The following is a 17,816-nucleotide window of genomic DNA, read 5'->3' as shown; positions in this document are numbered from 1 at the left end:
CCGCCGTTCGAGTGAGAAACGGCGGCCCGGGGCCGTGTGCTGTCCGGGCTCCCGCCGACCGCTCCTTAGCGTGCCAGTGACCGATCGGCCCCCTCTTCGTTCCCCCGGACGGGGGATGCGATACGGGAAAACGGATCTGAACGAGGTGTACGCGCATGGTGGCCCCGCCGGACAACGACGTGCTCTGGGCACGTGCCCTGCACTTCCAGCACCACGACGGAACGCCCGCGCTCAGCGGCGTCTCGCTCGGCGTCCGGGAGGGCGAGATCCTCGCCGTCAACGGCCCCCGCGGCAGCGGCAAGACGACCCTGCTGCGCTGCCTCTCCGGTCTTGAGCGCCCCGGCCGCGGCGAGGTCTGGTTCAACAGCGTGCCCGTGCACACCATGGGCCCGATGACCCGCGAGCGGCTGCGCCGCGACCGCTTCGGCTGGATCGACCCGGCGCCCGTGCTCGTCCCGGAGCTGAACGTCTGGGAGAACGCGGCCCTCCCCCTGATGCTGCGCGGCACCAGCCGCCGCCGGGCCAAGACCGCCGCGCTGGAGTGGCTGGACCGCCTCGACATCGGCGACCACGCCCGCAAGCGCCCGCACGAACTGCGCCAGGCCGAACGCCAGCGCGTCTCGATCGCCCGCGCGCTGGCCCCGGCGCCGACGGTCCTGTTCGCCGACGAGCCGACCGCCCCGCTGCACCGCGCGGACCGCGCCCACGTCCTGCGCACACTCACCACAGCCGCCCGCTCGCACGGCATCACGGTCGTCCTCGCGACCCACGAGGCGGAGACGGCGGCCCTCGCGGACCGCACGGTGTCGCTTCTCGACGGCCGCCGCGTGAACACGGTCCACCTTCCCCCGGTCACCGAAGCGGAAGGCCGGGCCGAGTGCTCGCTCTCCGTCTGACCCGCGGCTCGCACCCCGCCGTCCAACTCCGCCGCCTGTTGGTCGCGGTGGCCTCGGCGGGCACGGGCTTCCTGCTCCTGTGCACCCTCGGCTACGCGATGGGCCACCCCGACTCCCCCGCCGCCGCGGCCCTCCGCCTCGGCTGGTGCGCGACCCCGCTGGCCGCCACCGTCTACTTCGCGGTGGCCGTCGCCCGCACCGACCCGGCGACAAAACCCCGCCCAGGCCTCTCCGCGATCGGCCTCGGCCCCGCCCGCCTGATGGCCATCTCCGCGACCACGACCGCCCTCGCCTGCGCCCTCGGCTCCATGCTGGCCCTCCTCTTCTTCCTGCACCTGCGCGGCGACCTCACCGGCATGCCCTTCGACGGAGCGGCGGCGGAGTTCCTGGCCTCGGACCAGCCTCTGCCGCTTCCGGCAGCACTGACCCTCCTCGCCCTCGTACCGGTGACCGCCTCCGTCGCGGTGGCCCTCACCCTGCGCCCCCGCGACCTCCGCCCCGCCTCGGAGAAGGGCCCGGCAAGGTCGTACGGCCGCTTCGGCGCGCAGGGCCGCCCGGACCGCCGCGAGACCTTCGGGGCGTACGGCCGTTTCGGCGCGCATCTGCGTGCGGGGGCGCGCGGAGGCGCGTCGGAGACCGAACAGACCGAACAGCTGGAGGGCACGAGCGAAGCCGCACCCTCCACCGATCACCCCGACCCCTCGCGCCCCGCGGCTCCCAGGGAAGCCCCCCGGGGTCTCCCCTGGGGCATCGCCGTACTGGCCGCGGGGCTCGCGGTGGAGGCGTACGCCAGCCGGGCGCGCGACGGCGGCGGGCTGTCGCTGCCCGGCGGGCTCGCCGACGGGCCCGCGAGTGTCCTGGCCGGCTGGGTGCTGACCGCGATCGGGCTGGCGCTGGCCGGTCCCGGGCTCACCTACCTCTGCGGGCGGCTGCTCCAGTCCGTCAGCCCCGGCGCGCTGCGGCTGCTGGCGGGCCGCGTGCTGATGGAGGAGGCGACCCGGATCGGGCGCCCGCTGGGAGTGGTGTGCGCGGTGGCGTCCGGCGGCTTCGCGATGACGGCGCTCTACGACGCCAACGCCCCGGCCTTCGGCCCCCTGACCACCCTCGGTCTGCTCCTGGTGACCGGCTGCACGGTGGCGACCCTGCTCACCGCCGCGCTGGAGGCCAAGCACGCCCGCGCCGACACCACGGCCGCGCTGCTCCGCCTCGGTGCCCCCGCGACGATGCTGCGCAGCGCGGCGGCCCTGCGCGCGGGCGCGCTGCTGGCCCTGTTCCTCCCGCTGACCCTGTTCGTGGCCGAGCTGGCGGCCCTGCCGCTGGCCGGCCGATGAGTTTCGCGCGGACGGCCGGTCTACCCACCGAACAGCACGCACACCCGATGGGAGAGACCCCGCATGTACCAGCAGATGATCTTCGTGAACCTGGCCGTGAACGACGTCGACGCGTCGAGGAAGTTCTTCACGGAGCTCGGCTACTCGATCAACCCCCAGTTCAGCACCGACGACTGCGCGTGTGTCGTGATCAGCGACACGATCATCGCGATGCTCCTCAGCAAGCAGCGGTACAGCGACTTCACCAAGAAGGAGATCGCCGACTCGACGACGACCAGCGAGGTACTGCTGTGTCTGAGCGCCGAGAGCCGCGAGAAGGTCGACGAACTCGTCGACAAGGCGTTCGCCGCCGGCGCCACCGGCAGCACGGACGCCATCGACCAGGGCTTCATGTACGGCCGCTCGTTCGACGACCCCGACGGTCACTCCTGGGAGGTCGTGTGGATGGACCCGGCGGCGGTCCAGGGCTGACCACGCCGGTGCCTAGCATGGGTCCGTGCAGACGAGCCCGGCCCATGCGGCCCCCCACGACGAACGCGAGATCGAGACGGTCGAGGACTTCGACGCGACCGTCTCGGCCCGCGGCACCCTCGCCGGATACCGCGTCCAGGCCGTCGATCTGACGGACCGTACAAAGGAGTTGCTCACCACAGACACCGCGGGCGCCGCCTTCCTCGGCTGTCCGATGCGCGAGGAGGCCGAGGCGAAGCTCCGCGCCGACGGCGCGCTGGTCTTCCCGCCGGTCCCGCATCTCCCCTTCGACCCCTACCGCGGTCATCTCTACACGCCCGCCGAGCTGTTCGCCTCGCTCGACAAGGGGTACGAGCAGACTCCGGACGCGCTCGCGTACGCCTGGTTCCAGCAGACCAAGGCGGACGGCGACATATACGCGTCGATGCTGCGTGCCGTCCACGACGACTCGATCTCCGACGCCCTCGACGAACTCCTGCGCGGGGCACGGGTGGTGGGCGTCATGGGCGGCCACGCGATGGCGCGCGGGACGGAGGCCTACGGCGGTGCCGCGCGCCTGGGCCGGGAGCTGAGCCGCTCCGGGTTCACCGTGGCGACCGGCGGCGGACCCGGCGCGATGGAGGCGGCCAACCTGGGCGCGTACGCGGCGCCGTACGAGGACGCGATGCTGGAGAAGGCGTGCGAACTCCTCGCCGGATCACCCTCGTTCAACCCCTCCGTCACCGACTGGGCCCAGGGCGCCTTCGAGGTCCGCACCCGCTGGCCGAAGGGCAACCACTCGATCGGCATCCCGACCTGGTTCTACGGCCACGAGCCGCCGAACGCGTTCGCGTCGCACATCGCCAAGTACTTCGCCAACGCCACCCGCGAGGACGGCCTGTTGGCCCGCTCGAACGCGGGTGTGGTGTTCCTGCCGGGCGCGGCCGGGACCGTACAGGAGATCTTCGACAACGCGACGCCGAACTACTACGAGTCGCGCGGCGAGCCGACGCCGATGGTTCTGGTGGACCGGGAGCACTGGACGGAGCGGCTGCCGACGTGGCCCCTGCTGCGTGCACTTGCCCGGGAACGGTCGATGGAGAGCCGTATCGCCCTCGTTGACCGGATCGAGGAGGCTCCGGAGGCGCTGAAACGTCTCACTCATTAAAGTACAGGTAAAGCCAACTGTCGCACGCCGGATATGCATTGACACTGCTTACGCAGCACTTATAAACCAGTGAGACTCCTGGGGGTGGTGGTGCCTCACCTCGAACGCTGCCTCATCTCCCCCTAAACCCCCCGCAGTTGCACATCCCGTGAAGGGCAAACGTGTCCATATCTCGACGTTCCGTACGCATCCTCGGTGTCGCGTCCGCCTCGGCCGCGCTCGCGCTCGGATTCGCGGGCAACGCGCTCGCCTGCAGCATCGGCGAGTTCTCCGCCTCAGCCAGCTGTGACGGCGACAAGGGTGTCATCACCGTGACCGACAAGGACGCCTCGGCCACCCAGGCGACCATCACGGTGTTCCTGGAGAACAACGGCTCCGACGCCAAGCAGGTCGGCGAGGCTCAGACCGTCAAGGGCTCGAAGGAGGGCGTCACCGTCACCTTCTCCGAGGACTGGCAGCCGAACGCGACGTACCGCGTCCACGTCGAGGCCGCCAATGGCCTCAACAAGAACATCTCGCCGAACCTGACCACCCCGTCCAAGGCCTGCGCCACGGAATCGCCCACCCCGACCCCGACCGAAGCCTCCCCGACCCCGTCGGAGACCGCCTCGACCCCGGCCGAGTCCGACACCCCGACCCCGTCGGCCTCGGAGAGCAGCAGCACCGCCCCCGCCACGACGACGGACAACGCGCCGTCTCCCGCGGCCGGCAGCTCGAACCTCGCCGAGACCGGTGCCAACTCCAACACCGGCATGATCGCCGGTATCGCGGGCGCGTTCGTCGTCGCGGGCGGCGGAGCCGTCTACTACGGCATGCGCCGCCGCGGTGCGACCAACGGCCGCTGATCCACCCGCTGTTGCTGCTGTGGCCCGTCCGGTTCGTGGGGGCGGGCCACACGCATGTCTACCGGCCGTCGAGTACGACGGTCTCGGCCGCGTCGAACTCCACCCCGACCGTGTCCCCGACCTCCGGCGCCTCCCGCAGCGCACACGCCGCCTCAAGGCGCGGCGCGCCCTCCGGCTGGAGCTGTACGGCGACATGGGTGCCCCTGAAGGTGCGGGCGGCGACCGTGCAGCGCAGGCCCTCCTCGGCGGGCAACAGGCGTACGCCTGCGGGGCGTACGAGGAGCGTGCGGGCGCCCTGGGGAGCGTCCTCGGGGACCGGCACCTTGCCCCACGGCGTGTCGGCGGCCTCTCCGGTGACCGTGGCCCCGACCACGTTGTCGAAGCCGAGGAAACGGGCCACGAACTCGTCGGCGGGGCGCTGCCAGACCTCAAGCGGCGTACCGGACTGGGCGATCCGCCCGTCCCGCATCACCACGACCCGGTCGGCCAGCGCGAACGCCTCGCCCTGGTCGTGTGTGACCGCGAGCACGGTCGTGCCCAACGCGCCGAACAGTTCGCGGAGTTCGACGACCAGCCGCTCCCGCAGCGACCGGTCGAGCTGGCCGAGCGGTTCGTCGAGCATGAGGAGCCGGGGGCGCGGTGCGAGGGCTCGGGCGAGTGCCACCCGCTGCTGCTCACCGCCGGACAGCCCCGCGACGGCACGGTTGGCGGCACCCGGCAGTCCGACGAGGTCGAGCAACTCGCCGACCCGGTCCGCCTGTTGTCCCTTCGACGCCCCGTGCATCCGCAGCCCGAAGGCCACGTTGCCGGCCACGTCCCGCTGCGGGAACAGCTGATGGTCCTGGAACATCAGACCCACCCCCCGTTTGTGCGCGGGCACCCCGGCCTGGTCACGTCCGTCGAGCAACACCCGCCCGGAGTCCAGGGGTTGCAGCCCGGCCACCGCGCGCAGCAGCGTCGACTTGCCGCTGCCGCTGGGCCCGAGCACACACACGATCTCGTGCTCGGCGACCCCCAGATCGACGGCGTCCAGCACGGGCCGTCCCCCGAACCTTACGGTCCCGCTCTCAAGACCGAGCAGCATCTAGAACTCCCCCGTCCGATCGGTGCGCAGCCGCTCAAGCACCAGCAGGGCCACCGCGCACACCACCATCAGAATCGTCGAAAGGGCCATCGCCTGGCCGTAGTTGAGATCACCGGGCCGGGACAGCAGCCGGGCCACCGCGACCGGCAGCGTCGGGTTGTCGGGCCGCGCGATGAACACGGTCGCCCCGAACTCCCCCAGCGACACCGCGAACGCGAACCCGGCAGCGATCAGCAACGCCCGCCGCACCAGCGGCAGATCGACCTCGCGCCACACCCGCCAGGGCGAGGCGCCGAGCACGGACGCCGCCTCCCTCAGCCGCCCGTCGACCGCCCGCAGCACGGGCAGCATGGTCCGTACGACGAACGGGACGCCCACCAGCGCCTGCGCGAGCGGCACCAGGATCCACGAACTCCGTAGATCCAGCGGGGGTTTGTCGAGGGAGATCAGGAAGCCGAAGCCGACGGTCACCGCCGACACCCCGAGCGGCAGCATCAGCAGCGCGTCGAAGCCCCGCACCAGCCTGCCCGCGTCGCGCCGGGTCAGCGCCGCGGCGGCGAGCCCGCCGATCACCACGGCGATCGCGGTGGCGGCGACGGCGTACTCCAGCGAGTTGCCGATCGCGGCGATCGGCGGGACCAGGAAGGTGCCGCCGTCGTCATGGGTCAGTGCCCGGTAGTAGCCGAAGTCCGGTGTGTCGAGCGACCGTTGGACCAGCACGGCGAGCGGCAGCACCAGGAGGAGAAGGACGGAGGCCAGGACCCCGGCCAGCAGTGCCCACTGCCCGGTACCGCGCGGGCGGCGTGCGGTCGCCGCCGGGTCCACGAGCCGTAGGGCCGTCTCCCGTCGCCGTACCGTCCAGGCGTGGACGGCGAGGATCGCGCCCACCGCGACGAACTGGACGATGGTGAGCACGGCGGCCGTGGAGAGGTCGAAGACTTCCGAGGTCTGGCGGTAGATCTCCACTTCGAGGGTCGAGAAGGTCGGGCCGCCGAGGATCTGCACCACGCCGAAGGAGGTGAAGGTGAAGAGGAAGACCATGAGCGCGGCGGCGGCCACGGCGGGCGCGAGCGCGGGCAGCGTCACCTTCCGCCAGGCCCGCAGCCGGGAGGCGCCGAGCATGCGTGCGGCCTCCTCCTGACGCGGGTCGAGCTGGGCCCACAGGCCGCCCACCGTCCGTACGACGACCGCGTAGTTGAAGAAGACGTGCGCGAGCAGGATGGCCCACACGGTGGTGTCCAGCCGTACGCCCCATAGGTCGTCGAGGAGTCCGCCCCGGCCGACGAGCGCGAGGAAGGCCGTACCGACGACGACCGTGGGCAGCACGAAGGGGACCGTCACTACGGCCCGCAGCACATGCCTTCCCGGGAAGTCGAAGCGCGCGAAGACATACGCGCCGGGGAGTGCGATCAGCAGCGTGAGCGCGGTGGAGGCGAGCGCCTGCCAGGTGGTGAACCACAGCACGTGCCGGATGTCGGACTGCGCCAGCACGTCCCCGATCCGGCCCAACTGCCAGGCGCCGTCCACCTTGAGACCGCGCCCGACGATCGCGGCGACCGGGTAGGCGAAGAACACCGCGAAGAACGCGACGGGCAGGGCCATGAGGCCGAGCCGTGTCGCGCCGCCCCTGGTTCCGCGGGACTTCCGCGGGACTACTTCAGTACGAGCGAGGTCCACGACTTGACCCACTGGTCCCGGTCGGCGGCGATCTTCGTGGGGGCCATGGTCTCGGGGTCCTTGGCCTGCGGGCCGTACTTCGTGAACTCGGCCGGCACGGTCGCGCCCTCGACCACCGGGTAGACGAACATGTTGAGCGGCATGTCCTCCTGGAACTTCCTGGTGAGCAGGAAGTCGATGAAGGCCTTGCCGCCCTTGGTGTTCCTGGCGTTGCTGAGCAGTCCCGCGTACTCGGTCTGCCGGAAGCAGGTGCCGTACGACACCCCGGTGGGCGCGGTGGTCGGCTTCGGGTCGCCGTAGATGACCTCGGCGGGCGGCGAGGAGGCGTACGAGACGACGAGGGGCCGGTCGCCGCCCGCCTTCTTGCCGCCGGCGGACCCGGAGAACTCCTGGTCGTAGGCCTGCTCCCAGCCGTCGACGACCTTGACGCCGTTCGCCTTGAGCTGCTTCCAGTAGGCCTGCCACCCGTCGTCGCCGAACCGGGCCGCGCTGCCGAGCAGGAAGCCGAGGCCGGGCGATGAGGTGGCCGCGTTCTCGGTGACGAGGAGGTTCTTGTACTCGGGCTTGACCAGGTCCGCGAAGGAGGCCGGCGGGGTCAGCTTGTGCTTGCTGAAGTAGGCCTTGTCGTAGTTGACACAGATGTCGCCGGTATCGATGGGCGTGACCCGGTGCTTGGTCTCGTCGACGCGGTACGCGGGCTTGACGGTGGCGGAGCCCTTCGCGTCGTAGGACTGGAAGAGGCCGTTGTCGAGTGCCCGGGAGAGCAGGGTGTTGTCGACGCCGAAGAAGACGTCGCCCTGGGGGTTGTCCTTGGTCAGGATCGCCTTGTTGACGGCCTGCCCGGCATCGCCGTCCTTGAGGACCTTGACGGTGTACCCGGACTGCTTCTCGAAGTCTTTCAGCACGCTCTTGGAGACGGCCCACGAGTCGTGGCTGACGAGCGTGACGGTCTTGGAGCCGGAGCCGCCGCTCCCGTCCGACCCCGACCCGCACGCGGAGAGCGTGACCAGGCCGAGACCCACGAGGACAGCACAGTACTTCTTGGTGTTCACGGTGATGACCGAACTTCCTACCCAGAATGACCTGGGCGAGGTTCAGAGGGTCTGCGGCCCGATTGCCGCACTCTCAGCGCTGCGCGCTCCCCTGTCGGATATGAAGGTGTACGTACAGGTGGTACGGGTGAAGATTACCTCTCGGTGGCCGCGAGCTGACCGCACGCTCCGTCGATCTCCTGGCCACGGGTGTCCCGGACGGTGACCGGCACCCCATGGGCCGCGATGGCCTCGACGAACGCCTTCTCGTCCTCGGGACGGGAGGCCGTCCACTTGGAGCCCGGCGTCGGGTTCAGCGGGATCAGGTTGACGTGCACCGGCTTGCCCTTGAGGAGCCGGCCGAGGCGGTCACCGCGCCACGCCTGGTCGTTGATGTCCCGGATCAGCGCGTACTCGATGGACAGCCGGCGCCCCGACTTCGCCGCGTACTCCCAGCCGGCGTCGAGGACCTCGCGCACCTTCCACCGGGTGTTCACGGGGACCAGGGTGTCGCGCAGTTCGTCGTCGGGCGCGTGCAGCGAGATCGCGAGCCGGCACTTGAAGCCCTCGTCCGCGAAGCGGTGGATCGCCGGGACGAGTCCGACCGTCGAGACGGTGATCCCGCGCTGCGAGAGGCCGAGACCGTCCGGCTCCGGGTCGGTGAGGGCACGGATGGACTGCACGACCCGCTTGTAGTTGGCGAGGGGCTCGCCCATGCCCATGAAGACGATGTTGGAGAGCCGGGCAGGTCCGCCGGGGATCTCACCATCCCTCAGCGCCCGCATGCCGTCCACGATCTGGTGCACGATCTCACCGGTCGACAGATTGCGGTCCAGGCCGGCCTGACCGGTCGCGCAGAACGGGCAGTTCATGCCACACCCCGCCTGCGAGCTGATGCACATGGTGACCCGGTCCGGGTACCGCATCAGCACGGACTCGACGAGCGTCCCGTCGAACAGCCGCCAGAGCGTCTTGCGGGTGGTCTCCTGATCGGTCGACAGATGCCGTACGACCGTCATCAGCTCAGGAAGCAGCGCCTCCTGCAGCTTGGCGCGCGACCCGGCGGGGATGTCGGTCCACTCCGCCGGGTCGTGCGCGAGGCGCGCGAAGTAGTGCTGCGAGAGCTGCTTGGCGCGAAAGGGCTTCTCCCCGATCGCGGCGACGGCTTCCTTGCGCTCGGCGGGCGTGAGATCGGCAAGGTGCCGCGGCGGCTTCTGGGCTCCGCGGGGGGCGACGAATGTGAGTTCTCCGGGCTTAGGCATGGCTGTACCAGTGTCGCAGATCGTTTGACGTGATCCGTTTCCGGTGATCCGCTTCAGCCGGTATCAGCCGATGTGCTCCAGGTGTTCCCGCAGGAGCTTCTCGTTGTGGGGCATCTCGCGTCGCACCTGGGGGCGTACGACGAGGGGCAGCAGGACCTTGCCGATGCCGTGTCCCTCGAAGTCGAGGTCCATCGTCACCCGGGTACGGCGTCCGTCGTCGACGGGTTCGATCTCACCGCGGAAGTTGCCCCTGACGGGACCGTCGATCCCGCGCACGGTCCAGGCGCGCGGCGGCTGGAACTCGGTGCACTCCATGGTCATCGCCATGTCGCGGCGACCCACGTGCCGGATGACGCGGACCCGGGAGCCGAGGCCGAAGGGCCGGTCGTCGAGCTGTTCGGCGGACAGCGCGCTCTCCTGCCACTCGGGGAGGTGGGACGGGTCGATGACGTACGCCCAGGCGTCCTCGGGACGGCAGTCCACGTCGAACTCTTCATGGAAGGCGGACACGATGCCCTCCTCCTTTGAGGGCGGTCCCCTTTTTCAGGGCTTGTACCGAAATCATACGACCGGGCGCCCCCGTGCCCTGGAGAAGTCCTCCACGGAACGGGGGCGCCCGGAATGTCGTACGACGACGATCGTCAGGCGGACCCGACGAACAACACGAACATCAGCCACACGACCGGAGCAGTCGGCAGCAAGGAATCCAGCCGGTCCATGATGCCGCCGTGGCCCGGCAGCAGCGTGCCCATGTCCTTGATGCCGAGGTCGCGCTTGATCATGGACTCGCCGAGGTCGCCCAGCGTGGCGCTGGCCGCGACCGCGAGGCCCAGGACGAGGCCCTGCCACCAGCTGCCGTCGTCGATCAGGAACTGCATGCACAGCGCGCCCGCCACCATCGCGAAGGACACCGCCCCGAACAGGCCCTCGCGGGTCTTTCCGGGGCTGATGCGCGGAGCGAGCTTGTGCGTGCCGAAGCGCCAGCCGACGGCGTAGGCCCCGGTGTCGCTGACGACCGTCAGCAGCAGGAACGTCAGGACCCGCCAGGCGCCGTCGTCGGCGGTGAGCATCAGGGCGACGAACGTGGCCAGGAACGGCACGTAGAACGCCGCGAAGACACCCGCCGTTACGTCCCTGAGGTAGCCCTCCGGCGGTTCCGTCATCCGCCACACGAGGACGGCGAGCGCGGTGAGCGCCATGGCGACCCAGGCACCCTCGGGACCCCGGACGTAACCGGCGACGACCATCGCGGCCCCGCCGACCGCGAGGGGCACGAGGGGCGCCTTGATGCCCTTGCGCTCCTGCAGCCGCGAGGTCAGCTCCCACAGGCCGACGACCACGGCCACCGCTATCACGCCGACGAACACGGCCTTGACGACGAACAGGGACGCGATGATCACCGCACCGAGTCCGACGCCGACCCCTATGGCCGCACCCAGGTCCCGGCCCGCGCTCTTCTTCTGCGGGGCGGGCGCCGGTGGCGAGGCGTCGGGCATGGGCTCCGGATTCTGCGGCACCGCCCCGTAGGGCTGCGCCTGCGGCGTGTCAGAGGGCTGCGTCCGCGGGTCGTACGACGGCGACTGCCGTACGTCGTACGGCGGCTGCTGCGTCTCGTCGCGGAACAAGGGGCCGCTCAGCCGAGCGGCCCCCCGGTCGTCATCCTGGTGTCCGCCGTATGCGGGCTCGTCGGGCACGATGGGCATGGGGCGAGTCTGCTGCGCCTCAGGCGCATCGTACGTGGGACCCGCCGGGGCAGCCCCCTGGACAGGCCCCTGGTCGGACGGCCCCCAGTACCCGGCTTGTGGCGGTGCTCCCCAGGAAGAGTCGTTCATCAGACCTCGAGCAGCTCCGCTTCCTTGTGCTTGAGGAGTTCGTCCACCTGGGCGACGTACTTCGCCGTGGTGTCGTCGAGCTCCTTCTCCGCGCGACGGCCCTCGTCCTCGCCGACCTCGCCGTCCTTGACGAACTTGTCGATCGTCTCCTTGGCCTTGCGGCGGATGGAACGGATCGAGATCTTGGAGTCCTCGGCCTTGGTCTTGGCGACCTTGATGTACTCCTTGCGGCGCTCCCCCGTCAGCTCGGGGAACGTCACGCGGATGATGTTTCCGTCGTTGCTCGGGTTGACTCCGAGGTCCGAGTCGCGGATCGCCTGTTCGATGTTGCGCAGCGCGCTCTTGTCGAACGGGGTCACCACGGCCATGCGCGGCTCCGGCACGGAGAACGAGGCCAGCTGGTTGATCGGCGTCAGTGCCCCGTAATAGTCCGCCACGATCTTGTTGAACATCGCCGGGTGCGCACGGCCGGTGCGGATCGCGGCGAAGTCCTCCTTGGCGACCACGACGGCCTTCTCCATCTTCTCCTCGGCCTCGAGGAGGGTCTCTTCGATCACCACTTGCTCCTGCGTGTCTTGAGTAGGCCCGGCTGCTGTGCTGTGTCGGCGTCGGCGGCCGGCTGCGTCGCGTCTTCTTCCTGCACGGTTCCCGACCGGCAGGACATTGTCCATCCCCCGGTCAGGGTCATCAGCCCTGGCTGCCTTGGTCACCCACAAGCGTGCCGATCTTCTCACCCTTGACGGCGCGGGCGATATTGCCCTCGGCGATCAGCTCGAAGACCAGGATCGGAAGCTTGTTGTCGCGGCACAGGGTGATGGCGGTCATGTCGGCGACCTTGAGGTCCTGGGTGATGACCTCGCCGTAGCTCAGCGAGTCGAACTTGACGGCCGCGGGGTTGGTCTTCGGGTCGGAGTCGTAGACCCCGTCCACGCCGTTCTTGCCCATCAGCAGCGCCTCGGCGTTGATCTCCAGGGCGCGCTGGGCGGCGGTGGTGTCGGTGGAGAAGTACGGCATGCCCATACCCGCGCCGAAGATGACCACACGGCCCTTCTCCAGGTGGCGCACGGCGCGCAGCGGGATGTACGGCTCGGCGACCTGGCCCATGGTGATGGCGGTCTGGACGCGGCTGTCGATGCCCTCCTTCTCCAGGAAGTCCTGGAGGGCGAGGCAGTTCATCACGGTGCCGAGCATGCCCATGTAGTCGGAGCGGGCCCGGTCCATGCCGCGCTGCTGGAGTTCGGCGCCGCGGAAGAAGTTGCCGCCGCCGATGACGACGGCGACCTCCGCGCCGTCCCGCACGACGGCCGCGATCTCGCGGGCGATCTTGTGCACCACGTCGGGGTCGACGCCCAGGCCACCGCCTCCGGAGAAGGCCTCTCCGGACAGCTTCAGCAGAAACCGGCCGCGTACTTTGCCGTCGTCGCTCTTCTGGGCCTTGGTGGTCATGACGTTCTCGCCTCTTTTACGTGGTCGCACATACGAAGAAGGCCACTGCCGGTGGGGTGTCGTTCGCATCCCATGCTCGGCAATGGCCTCCTCGTCAGATCTGCTGTCGTCCGCCACGCGCGCGTGCGCGACGGCGTACCGGCTCGACTGCTGACGACCCTAGCGGGATTCCGCGGGCCGCCGCGCGTCGATCGCGGTACGGACTCAGATGCCGACCTTGATGCGCGTGAAGCGCTTCAGGGTGACACCCGCCTCGTCCAGAACCTTCTGGACGGACTTCTTGGGGTCGAGCGCGTACGGCTGACCGAGCAGCGTCGCGTCCTTGAAGAAGCCGCCCACACGACCCTCGACGATCTTGGCGATCGCGGCCTCGGGCTTGCCCTCGGCGCGGGTGGTCTCCTCGGCGATGCGGCGCTCGGACTCGACGACCTCGGCCGGCACGTCCTCCTTGGCCAGGTACTTCGGCGCGAAGGCGGCGATGTGCTGGGCGACACCGCGGGCGACCTCGGCGTTGGGCTTGTCCAGCTCGACGAGGACACCGATCTGCGGGGGCAGGTCGGGCATCGTGCGGTGCATGTACGCGGAGACGTAACCGTCGGCGTACTGGGCGAAGCGGTCCAGGACGATCTTCTCGCCCAGGTTCGCGTTGGCCTCGTCGACGAACGCCTGGACCGTCTTGCCGGGCTCGATCTCGGACGCGAGGAGCGCCGCGATGTCGGCCGGGGCGGTGGCGGCGACGTGCTGGGCGATCTGGTTGGCGACGGCCTGGAACTTCTCGCCCTTGGCGACGAAGTCCGTCTCGCACTTCAGCTCGACCAGGACACCGGAGGCGTTGTCGTCGGCGATGACGGAGACCACGGCGCCGTTCTCGGCGGAGCGGCCCTCGCGCTTGGCGACGCCCTTCTGGCCCTTGATACGGAGCGCCTCGACGGCCTTCTCGACGTTGCCGTCGGCCTCGTCCAGCGCCTTCTTGCAGTCCATCATGCCGGCGCCGGTGAGCTCGCGGAGCTTCTTGACGTCGGCGGCGGTGTAGTTCGCCATGATCTGGAAATCTCTTCTCGGAGTTCGAAGTCTCGAAGTCGGCGGCGGCCGCGTGGTGAGCGGGCTCCCGCCAAAGATCTACGGGCTACGAAGATCTAGGGGCTGTGAGTGAACGGCGGGTGGCGCGGTCGGCACCACCCGCCGTCACTTCGGCTCAGCCCTTTGGCCCGGAAGGTCAGGCCGTTGGCCGGAGGGTCAGGCCTGCTCGGCGTCGGCGGCCGGAGCAGCCTCGGCGGCGGGGGCCTCGACCTCGGCAGCGGCCTCCTCGGCAGCGACCGGAGCGTCGGCCTGCTCGGCGTCGGCGACCTTCTCCGTCTCGGCGGAGGTCTGCACCTCGGCGTCGGCGGCCGGAGCCTCGTCAGCCTTCTTCTCGCCTTCGAGCAGGTCGCGCTCCCACGCGGCGAGCGGCTCGCCGGCGGCCTTGTCACCCTTGGCCTCGGCGGCGACACCGGAGCGGCTGATGAGGCCCTCGGCGACGGCGTCGGCGATCACGCGGGTGAGCAGGGTGACGGAGCGGATCGCGTCGTCGTTGCCCGGGATCTTGTAGTCGACCTCGTCGGGGTCGCAGTTCGTGTCGAGGATGGCGACGACCGGAATGTTGAGCTTCCGGGCCTCACCGACCGCGATGTGCTCCTTCTTGGTGTCCACGATCCAGACGGCGCTGGGGACCTTGGACATCTCGCGGATACCACCGAGGGTCTTCTCCAGCTTGGCCTTCTCGCGCGAGAGCACGAGAAGCTCCTTCTTGGTGAGACCGGACGCGGCGACGTCCTCGAAGTCGATCTGCTCAAGCTCCTTGAGGCGCTGCAGACGCTTGTAGACGGTGGAGAAGTTGGTGAGCATGCCGCCCAGCCAGCGCTGGTTGACGTAGGGCATGCCGACGCGGGTGGCCTGCTCGGCGATGGCCTCCTGCGCCTGCTTCTTCGTGCCGACGAACATGACCGTGCCGCCGTGGGCGACGGTCTCCTTGACGAACTCGTAGGCGCGGTCGATGTACGACAGCGACTGGAGCAGGTCGATGATGTAGATGCCGTTGCGCTCCGTGAAGATGAAGCGCTTCATCTTCGGGTTCCAACGACGGGTCTGGTGACCGAAGTGGACGCCGCTTTCCAGCAGCTCCCGCATCGTGACGACGGCCATGGCCGTTCTCCTTGATTTTCTCGGTTGTGCCGCGAGCACCGGGACGGCACTCGCGCCTGACGCCCACATGCGCGTGCCCAGAGGACCGAGGAGCGCTGACACCGGTTTTCGTCTCTCGACGGAGGACCGGATGTCGGGGCGTGCGAAGTCGACCCGGTGACCCGGATCGCCAAAGGAAGTGTACGGGACCCGCGAGGTACCGGGTGACGCCGTTGTCCACAGGCACCCGCCGGTCCACAGGTCCCGGCCATGATCGACACGGGTACGGCACGGTTTGTGCCATGCGAACACGACGGCATCCACGACAACTGCGGCATCCGCACCCGGCGCTGGCCTTGGTACTGGCCCTCTTCCTGACCCTGCTGACCTGCGCGGCCCGGGCGGACGACGCCCCTCCACCGCCACCGGGAGTCCCACCCCCTCCCCTACCGGCCATGGCCCGCACCTGGCCCGTCGGTTCCCACCCCTTGGTCCTACGAGGCTGGGAGCCCCCGGCGACGCTCTACGCCCGCGGCCACCGGGGCGTGGACCTGTCGACCCCGGCCGGCGCTCCGGTACGGGCGGTGGCGGCGGGCCGGGTGTCCTTCGCGGGGCGGGTGGCAGGGAAAGGGGTGGTCTCGGTGGAACTGACGGGGACGGATCTCCGCACGACCTACGAACCGGTGAGCGCGACGGTGAAGAAGGGGGACGTGGTGGAGGCGGGCGGCGTCGTGGGGACGGTCGAGGTCACGGGCTCGCACTGCGCGACGACGTGCATGCACTGGGGCCTGCTGAGAGGAGAGGCGTACTTGGACCCGCTGGGACTACTGCCACCGTGGCTGCTGAACAGGGGGCCGTCACGCTTGCTGCCGGTCCTGGGAACGCCCGGTCTTTAGGGGCGCGGGGCTGTATCGATTTGCGGCTCCGCCGCGGGGCGCGACCAGCCCCCACCGGCCCGCAGCCGACACTCAACCCTGAACGCCCCGCAAAGCCATACTCACCGCAGCCTCGGTAATCACCGAAGGATCCTCCGCAGCCCCCAGCTCAATCCGCCGCACAGCCGCATCGACAACCCCTTGCAGCAACATCGCGGCCAACCGAGGCTCCCCATGCCCCATCTCCGCCAACGCCTCGACGATCATCGCGACCAGCCCACCGTGTGCGGCCCGGATCTTCTCCCGCGCCCCGGCGTCCAGTTCACTCGCCGAGATGGCGACCACGGCCCGGTGCCGCCGGTCCCCGACCAGGGCCAGCTGCTGCCGCACGTACGCTTCCACCTTGGCCTCGGCGGAGCCGGCCCGCTCCATCGCCGCCGCCACGTCCGCCGCCCAGACGGGGAAGTCGACCTCGCAGAGTTCCTCGACGACGGCGGCCCGGGAGCGGAAGTACTCGTACACGGAGGACCGCGCGAGACCCGTCCGCTCGGCCAGGGCCGGGAAGGTCAGCGCCTCCGTCCCGCCCTCGGACAGCAGGGAGCGAGCCGCGTCCAGCAGGGCGGCTCGCTGCATCGACCGGTGCTCGGCCACGGAGGCCGCTCGAATCCTTGGCACGTCAACCACTCTACGGACGGTCCACCCCCGGCGGGAGTGACCGGGGCCATGCAGGCACGATTCTGCGAGGTCGAGAAGGCGGTACGGCTTTCGCTCAGCGGCCGAAACTGGCCAGCTTGGCGCGCAGTTGCAGCACCGACTTGGTGTGGATCTGACTGACCCGGCTCTCGGTCACCCCGAGCACATTGCCGATCTCGGCGAGGGTCAGCCCCTCGTAGTAGTAGAGCGTGACGACGGTCTTCTCCCGCTCGGGCAGCGTGTTGATCGCCCGCGCCAGGAACCGCCGCAGCTCCCGCCCCTCCGCCACCTCCACCGGGTTGTCGGCGGCGGTGTCCTCCAGGGTGTCCATCAGGCTGAGCCGGTCGCCGCCCTCTCCGCCTGCATGCAGCAGCTCCTCCAGGGCCACCACGTTGGCCAGCGACAACTGGCTGAAGACAGCGTGGAGTTCGTCCACCGCGATGCCCATCTCGGCGGCCACCTCGCCTTCGCTGGGGGTGCGCCTGAGCCGCGCCTCCAGCGTCGCGTACGCCCGCTCCACATTCCGCGCCTTCTGCCGCACCGAGCGCGGGATCCAGTCGAGGGCGCGCAGCTCGTCGATCATCGCGCCCCGGATGCGGGTGATCGCGTACGTCTCGAACTTGATCTCCCGCTCGATGTCGAACTTCTCGATGGCGTCGATCAGTCCGAACACCCCCGACGACACGAAGTCCGCCTGCTCGACGTTGGGCGGCAACCCCACGCTCACCCGTCCCGCGACGTATTTCACGAGCGGCGAGTAGTGCAGGATCAGCTGCTCGCGCAGCCGCTCGTCGCCCGTCGTCTTGTACGACCGCCACAGCTCGTCGAGCGTCGAGGGAGCGGGCGGCCGGACGCTGCCACCGTCACGGGCGGCTGGGGGGATCGCCGCCCGGTCGGACCCGGAGGTGTGCTGGGGCATTCGTCGCCTTGTGCCGTTCTGCCGTGAAGTGGGGTTGCCTGGGTGAGCTGTCGGAGTGATGGGGAGATGCCGGTCTGTTTGCCGGTCTGTGCCGGAATCCCCGTGAGCGTAGCGTGACTGGAGTGTCGCGGTGTGCGAAGGGCAGGG

General features: G+C 69.9%; 18 protein-coding genes. 6 read left to right on the top strand and 12 right to left on the bottom strand.

Annotated elements, in window-relative coordinates:
• Window positions 1–155 precede the first annotated feature (155 nt).
• From ACWDEW_RS07700 to ACWDEW_RS07680, 5 genes are all read left to right on the top strand, one after another.
• On the top strand, window positions 156–896 hold the full coding sequence (locus ACWDEW_RS07700) for an ABC transporter ATP-binding protein (protein WP_450510559.1): 741 nt from the start codon (window positions 156–158) through the stop codon (window positions 894–896).
• Complete coding sequence (locus ACWDEW_RS07695; protein ID WP_450510558.1) at window positions 878–2,227, top strand: hypothetical protein; 1,350 nt, start codon at window positions 878–880, stop codon at window positions 2,225–2,227. Before ACWDEW_RS07700 ends, ACWDEW_RS07695 begins: the two co-directional genes overlap by 19 nt.
• Window positions 2,228–2,290: 63 nt before the next feature.
• Complete coding sequence (locus ACWDEW_RS07690) at window positions 2,291–2,698, top strand: VOC family protein (RefSeq protein ID WP_450510556.1); 408 nt, start codon at window positions 2,291–2,293, stop codon at window positions 2,696–2,698.
• A 25-nt stretch (window positions 2,699–2,723) separates the two neighbouring features.
• On the top strand, window positions 2,724–3,845 hold the full coding sequence (locus tag ACWDEW_RS07685) for an LOG family protein (protein ID WP_450510554.1): 1,122 nt from the start codon (window positions 2,724–2,726) through the stop codon (window positions 3,843–3,845).
• 161 nt (window positions 3,846–4,006) lie between these two features.
• Entirely contained in the window at window positions 4,007–4,690 is a 684-nt protein-coding gene (locus tag ACWDEW_RS07680) for an LAETG motif-containing sortase-dependent surface protein (protein WP_450510552.1), read from the top strand.
• 58 nt (window positions 4,691–4,748) lie between these two features.
• Here the strand turns inward: ACWDEW_RS07680 and ACWDEW_RS07675 are convergent, their stop codons facing one another.
• From ACWDEW_RS07675 to rpsB, 10 genes are all read right to left on the bottom strand, one after another.
• Window positions 4,749–5,774 carry an ABC transporter ATP-binding protein gene (locus tag ACWDEW_RS07675; protein WP_450510550.1) on the bottom strand — a complete coding sequence of 342 codons (1,026 nt, stop codon included), beginning with the start codon at window positions 5,772–5,774 and terminating at the stop codon, window positions 4,749–4,751.
• Window positions 5,775–7,376, bottom strand: coding sequence for an ABC transporter permease (locus ACWDEW_RS07670; RefSeq protein WP_450510548.1), 1,602 nt, complete (start codon window positions 7,374–7,376; stop codon window positions 5,775–5,777).
• 50 nt (window positions 7,377–7,426) lie between these two features.
• The gene (locus ACWDEW_RS07665) at window positions 7,427–8,503 is read right to left on the bottom strand and encodes a thiamine ABC transporter substrate-binding protein (protein WP_450510546.1); all 1,077 of its coding nucleotides are present in this window, start codon (window positions 8,501–8,503) and stop codon (window positions 7,427–7,429) included.
• Window positions 8,504–8,637: 134 nt separating this feature from the next.
• Window positions 8,638–9,744, bottom strand: coding sequence for a 23S rRNA (adenine(2503)-C(2))-methyltransferase RlmN (gene rlmN, locus ACWDEW_RS07660; protein WP_427919731.1), 1,107 nt, complete (start codon window positions 9,742–9,744; stop codon window positions 8,638–8,640).
• A gap of 63 nt (window positions 9,745–9,807) precedes the next feature.
• Window positions 9,808–10,254, bottom strand: coding sequence for an SRPBCC family protein (locus ACWDEW_RS07655; protein ID WP_450510544.1), 447 nt, complete (start codon window positions 10,252–10,254; stop codon window positions 9,808–9,810).
• 131 nt (window positions 10,255–10,385) lie between these two features.
• Window positions 10,386–11,576 (bottom strand): phosphatidate cytidylyltransferase, encoded by a 1,191-nt coding sequence (locus tag ACWDEW_RS07650; protein ID WP_450510542.1) that lies wholly within the window; start codon window positions 11,574–11,576, stop codon window positions 10,386–10,388.
• The gene (frr, locus tag ACWDEW_RS07645) at window positions 11,576–12,133 is read right to left on the bottom strand and encodes a ribosome recycling factor (RefSeq protein ID WP_019068782.1); all 558 of its coding nucleotides are present in this window, start codon (window positions 12,131–12,133) and stop codon (window positions 11,576–11,578) included. The genes ACWDEW_RS07650 and frr overlap by 1 nt, the downstream gene beginning before the upstream one ends.
• Window positions 12,134–12,263: 130 nt before the next feature.
• The gene (gene pyrH / locus ACWDEW_RS07640) at window positions 12,264–13,022 is read right to left on the bottom strand and encodes a UMP kinase (RefSeq protein ID WP_450510540.1); all 759 of its coding nucleotides are present in this window, start codon (window positions 13,020–13,022) and stop codon (window positions 12,264–12,266) included.
• 204 nt (window positions 13,023–13,226) lie between these two features.
• Window positions 13,227–14,063 (bottom strand): translation elongation factor Ts, encoded by an 837-nt coding sequence (gene tsf / locus ACWDEW_RS07635; protein ID WP_450510538.1) that lies wholly within the window; start codon window positions 14,061–14,063, stop codon window positions 13,227–13,229.
• Between the two features lie 195 nt (window positions 14,064–14,258).
• Window positions 14,259–15,203, bottom strand: a complete 945-nt coding sequence (gene rpsB, locus ACWDEW_RS07630; protein ID WP_450510536.1) for a 30S ribosomal protein S2 — start codon at window positions 15,201–15,203, stop codon at window positions 14,259–14,261.
• Window positions 15,204–15,484: 281 nt separating this feature from the next.
• Between rpsB and ACWDEW_RS07625 the strand changes: the two genes are divergently transcribed.
• A complete protein-coding gene (locus ACWDEW_RS07625) occupies window positions 15,485–16,078 on the top strand; it encodes a peptidoglycan DD-metalloendopeptidase family protein (RefSeq protein WP_450510534.1) in 594 nt (197 codons plus the stop codon).
• A 72-nt stretch (window positions 16,079–16,150) separates the two neighbouring features.
• Here ACWDEW_RS07625 and ACWDEW_RS07620 read toward each other — a convergent pair whose 3' ends face one another.
• Together ACWDEW_RS07620 and whiG are read right to left on the bottom strand one after the other, a co-directional pair.
• Window positions 16,151–16,708: a TetR/AcrR family transcriptional regulator gene (locus ACWDEW_RS07620; protein ID WP_450510749.1), complete on the bottom strand. Its 558-nt coding sequence runs from the start codon at window positions 16,706–16,708 to the stop codon at window positions 16,151–16,153.
• A gap of 118 nt (window positions 16,709–16,826) precedes the next feature.
• Window positions 16,827–17,669, bottom strand: a complete 843-nt coding sequence (gene whiG / locus ACWDEW_RS07615) for an RNA polymerase sigma factor WhiG (RefSeq protein ID WP_019068776.1) — start codon at window positions 17,667–17,669, stop codon at window positions 16,827–16,829.
• Window positions 17,670–17,816 lie beyond the last annotated feature (147 nt).

The sequence above is a fragment of the Streptomyces sp. NPDC001100 genome, assembly GCF_053598575.1.
The sequence above is the reverse complement of the archived record's forward strand: the minus strand, read 5'-3'. Positions and strand labels throughout refer to the sequence as shown.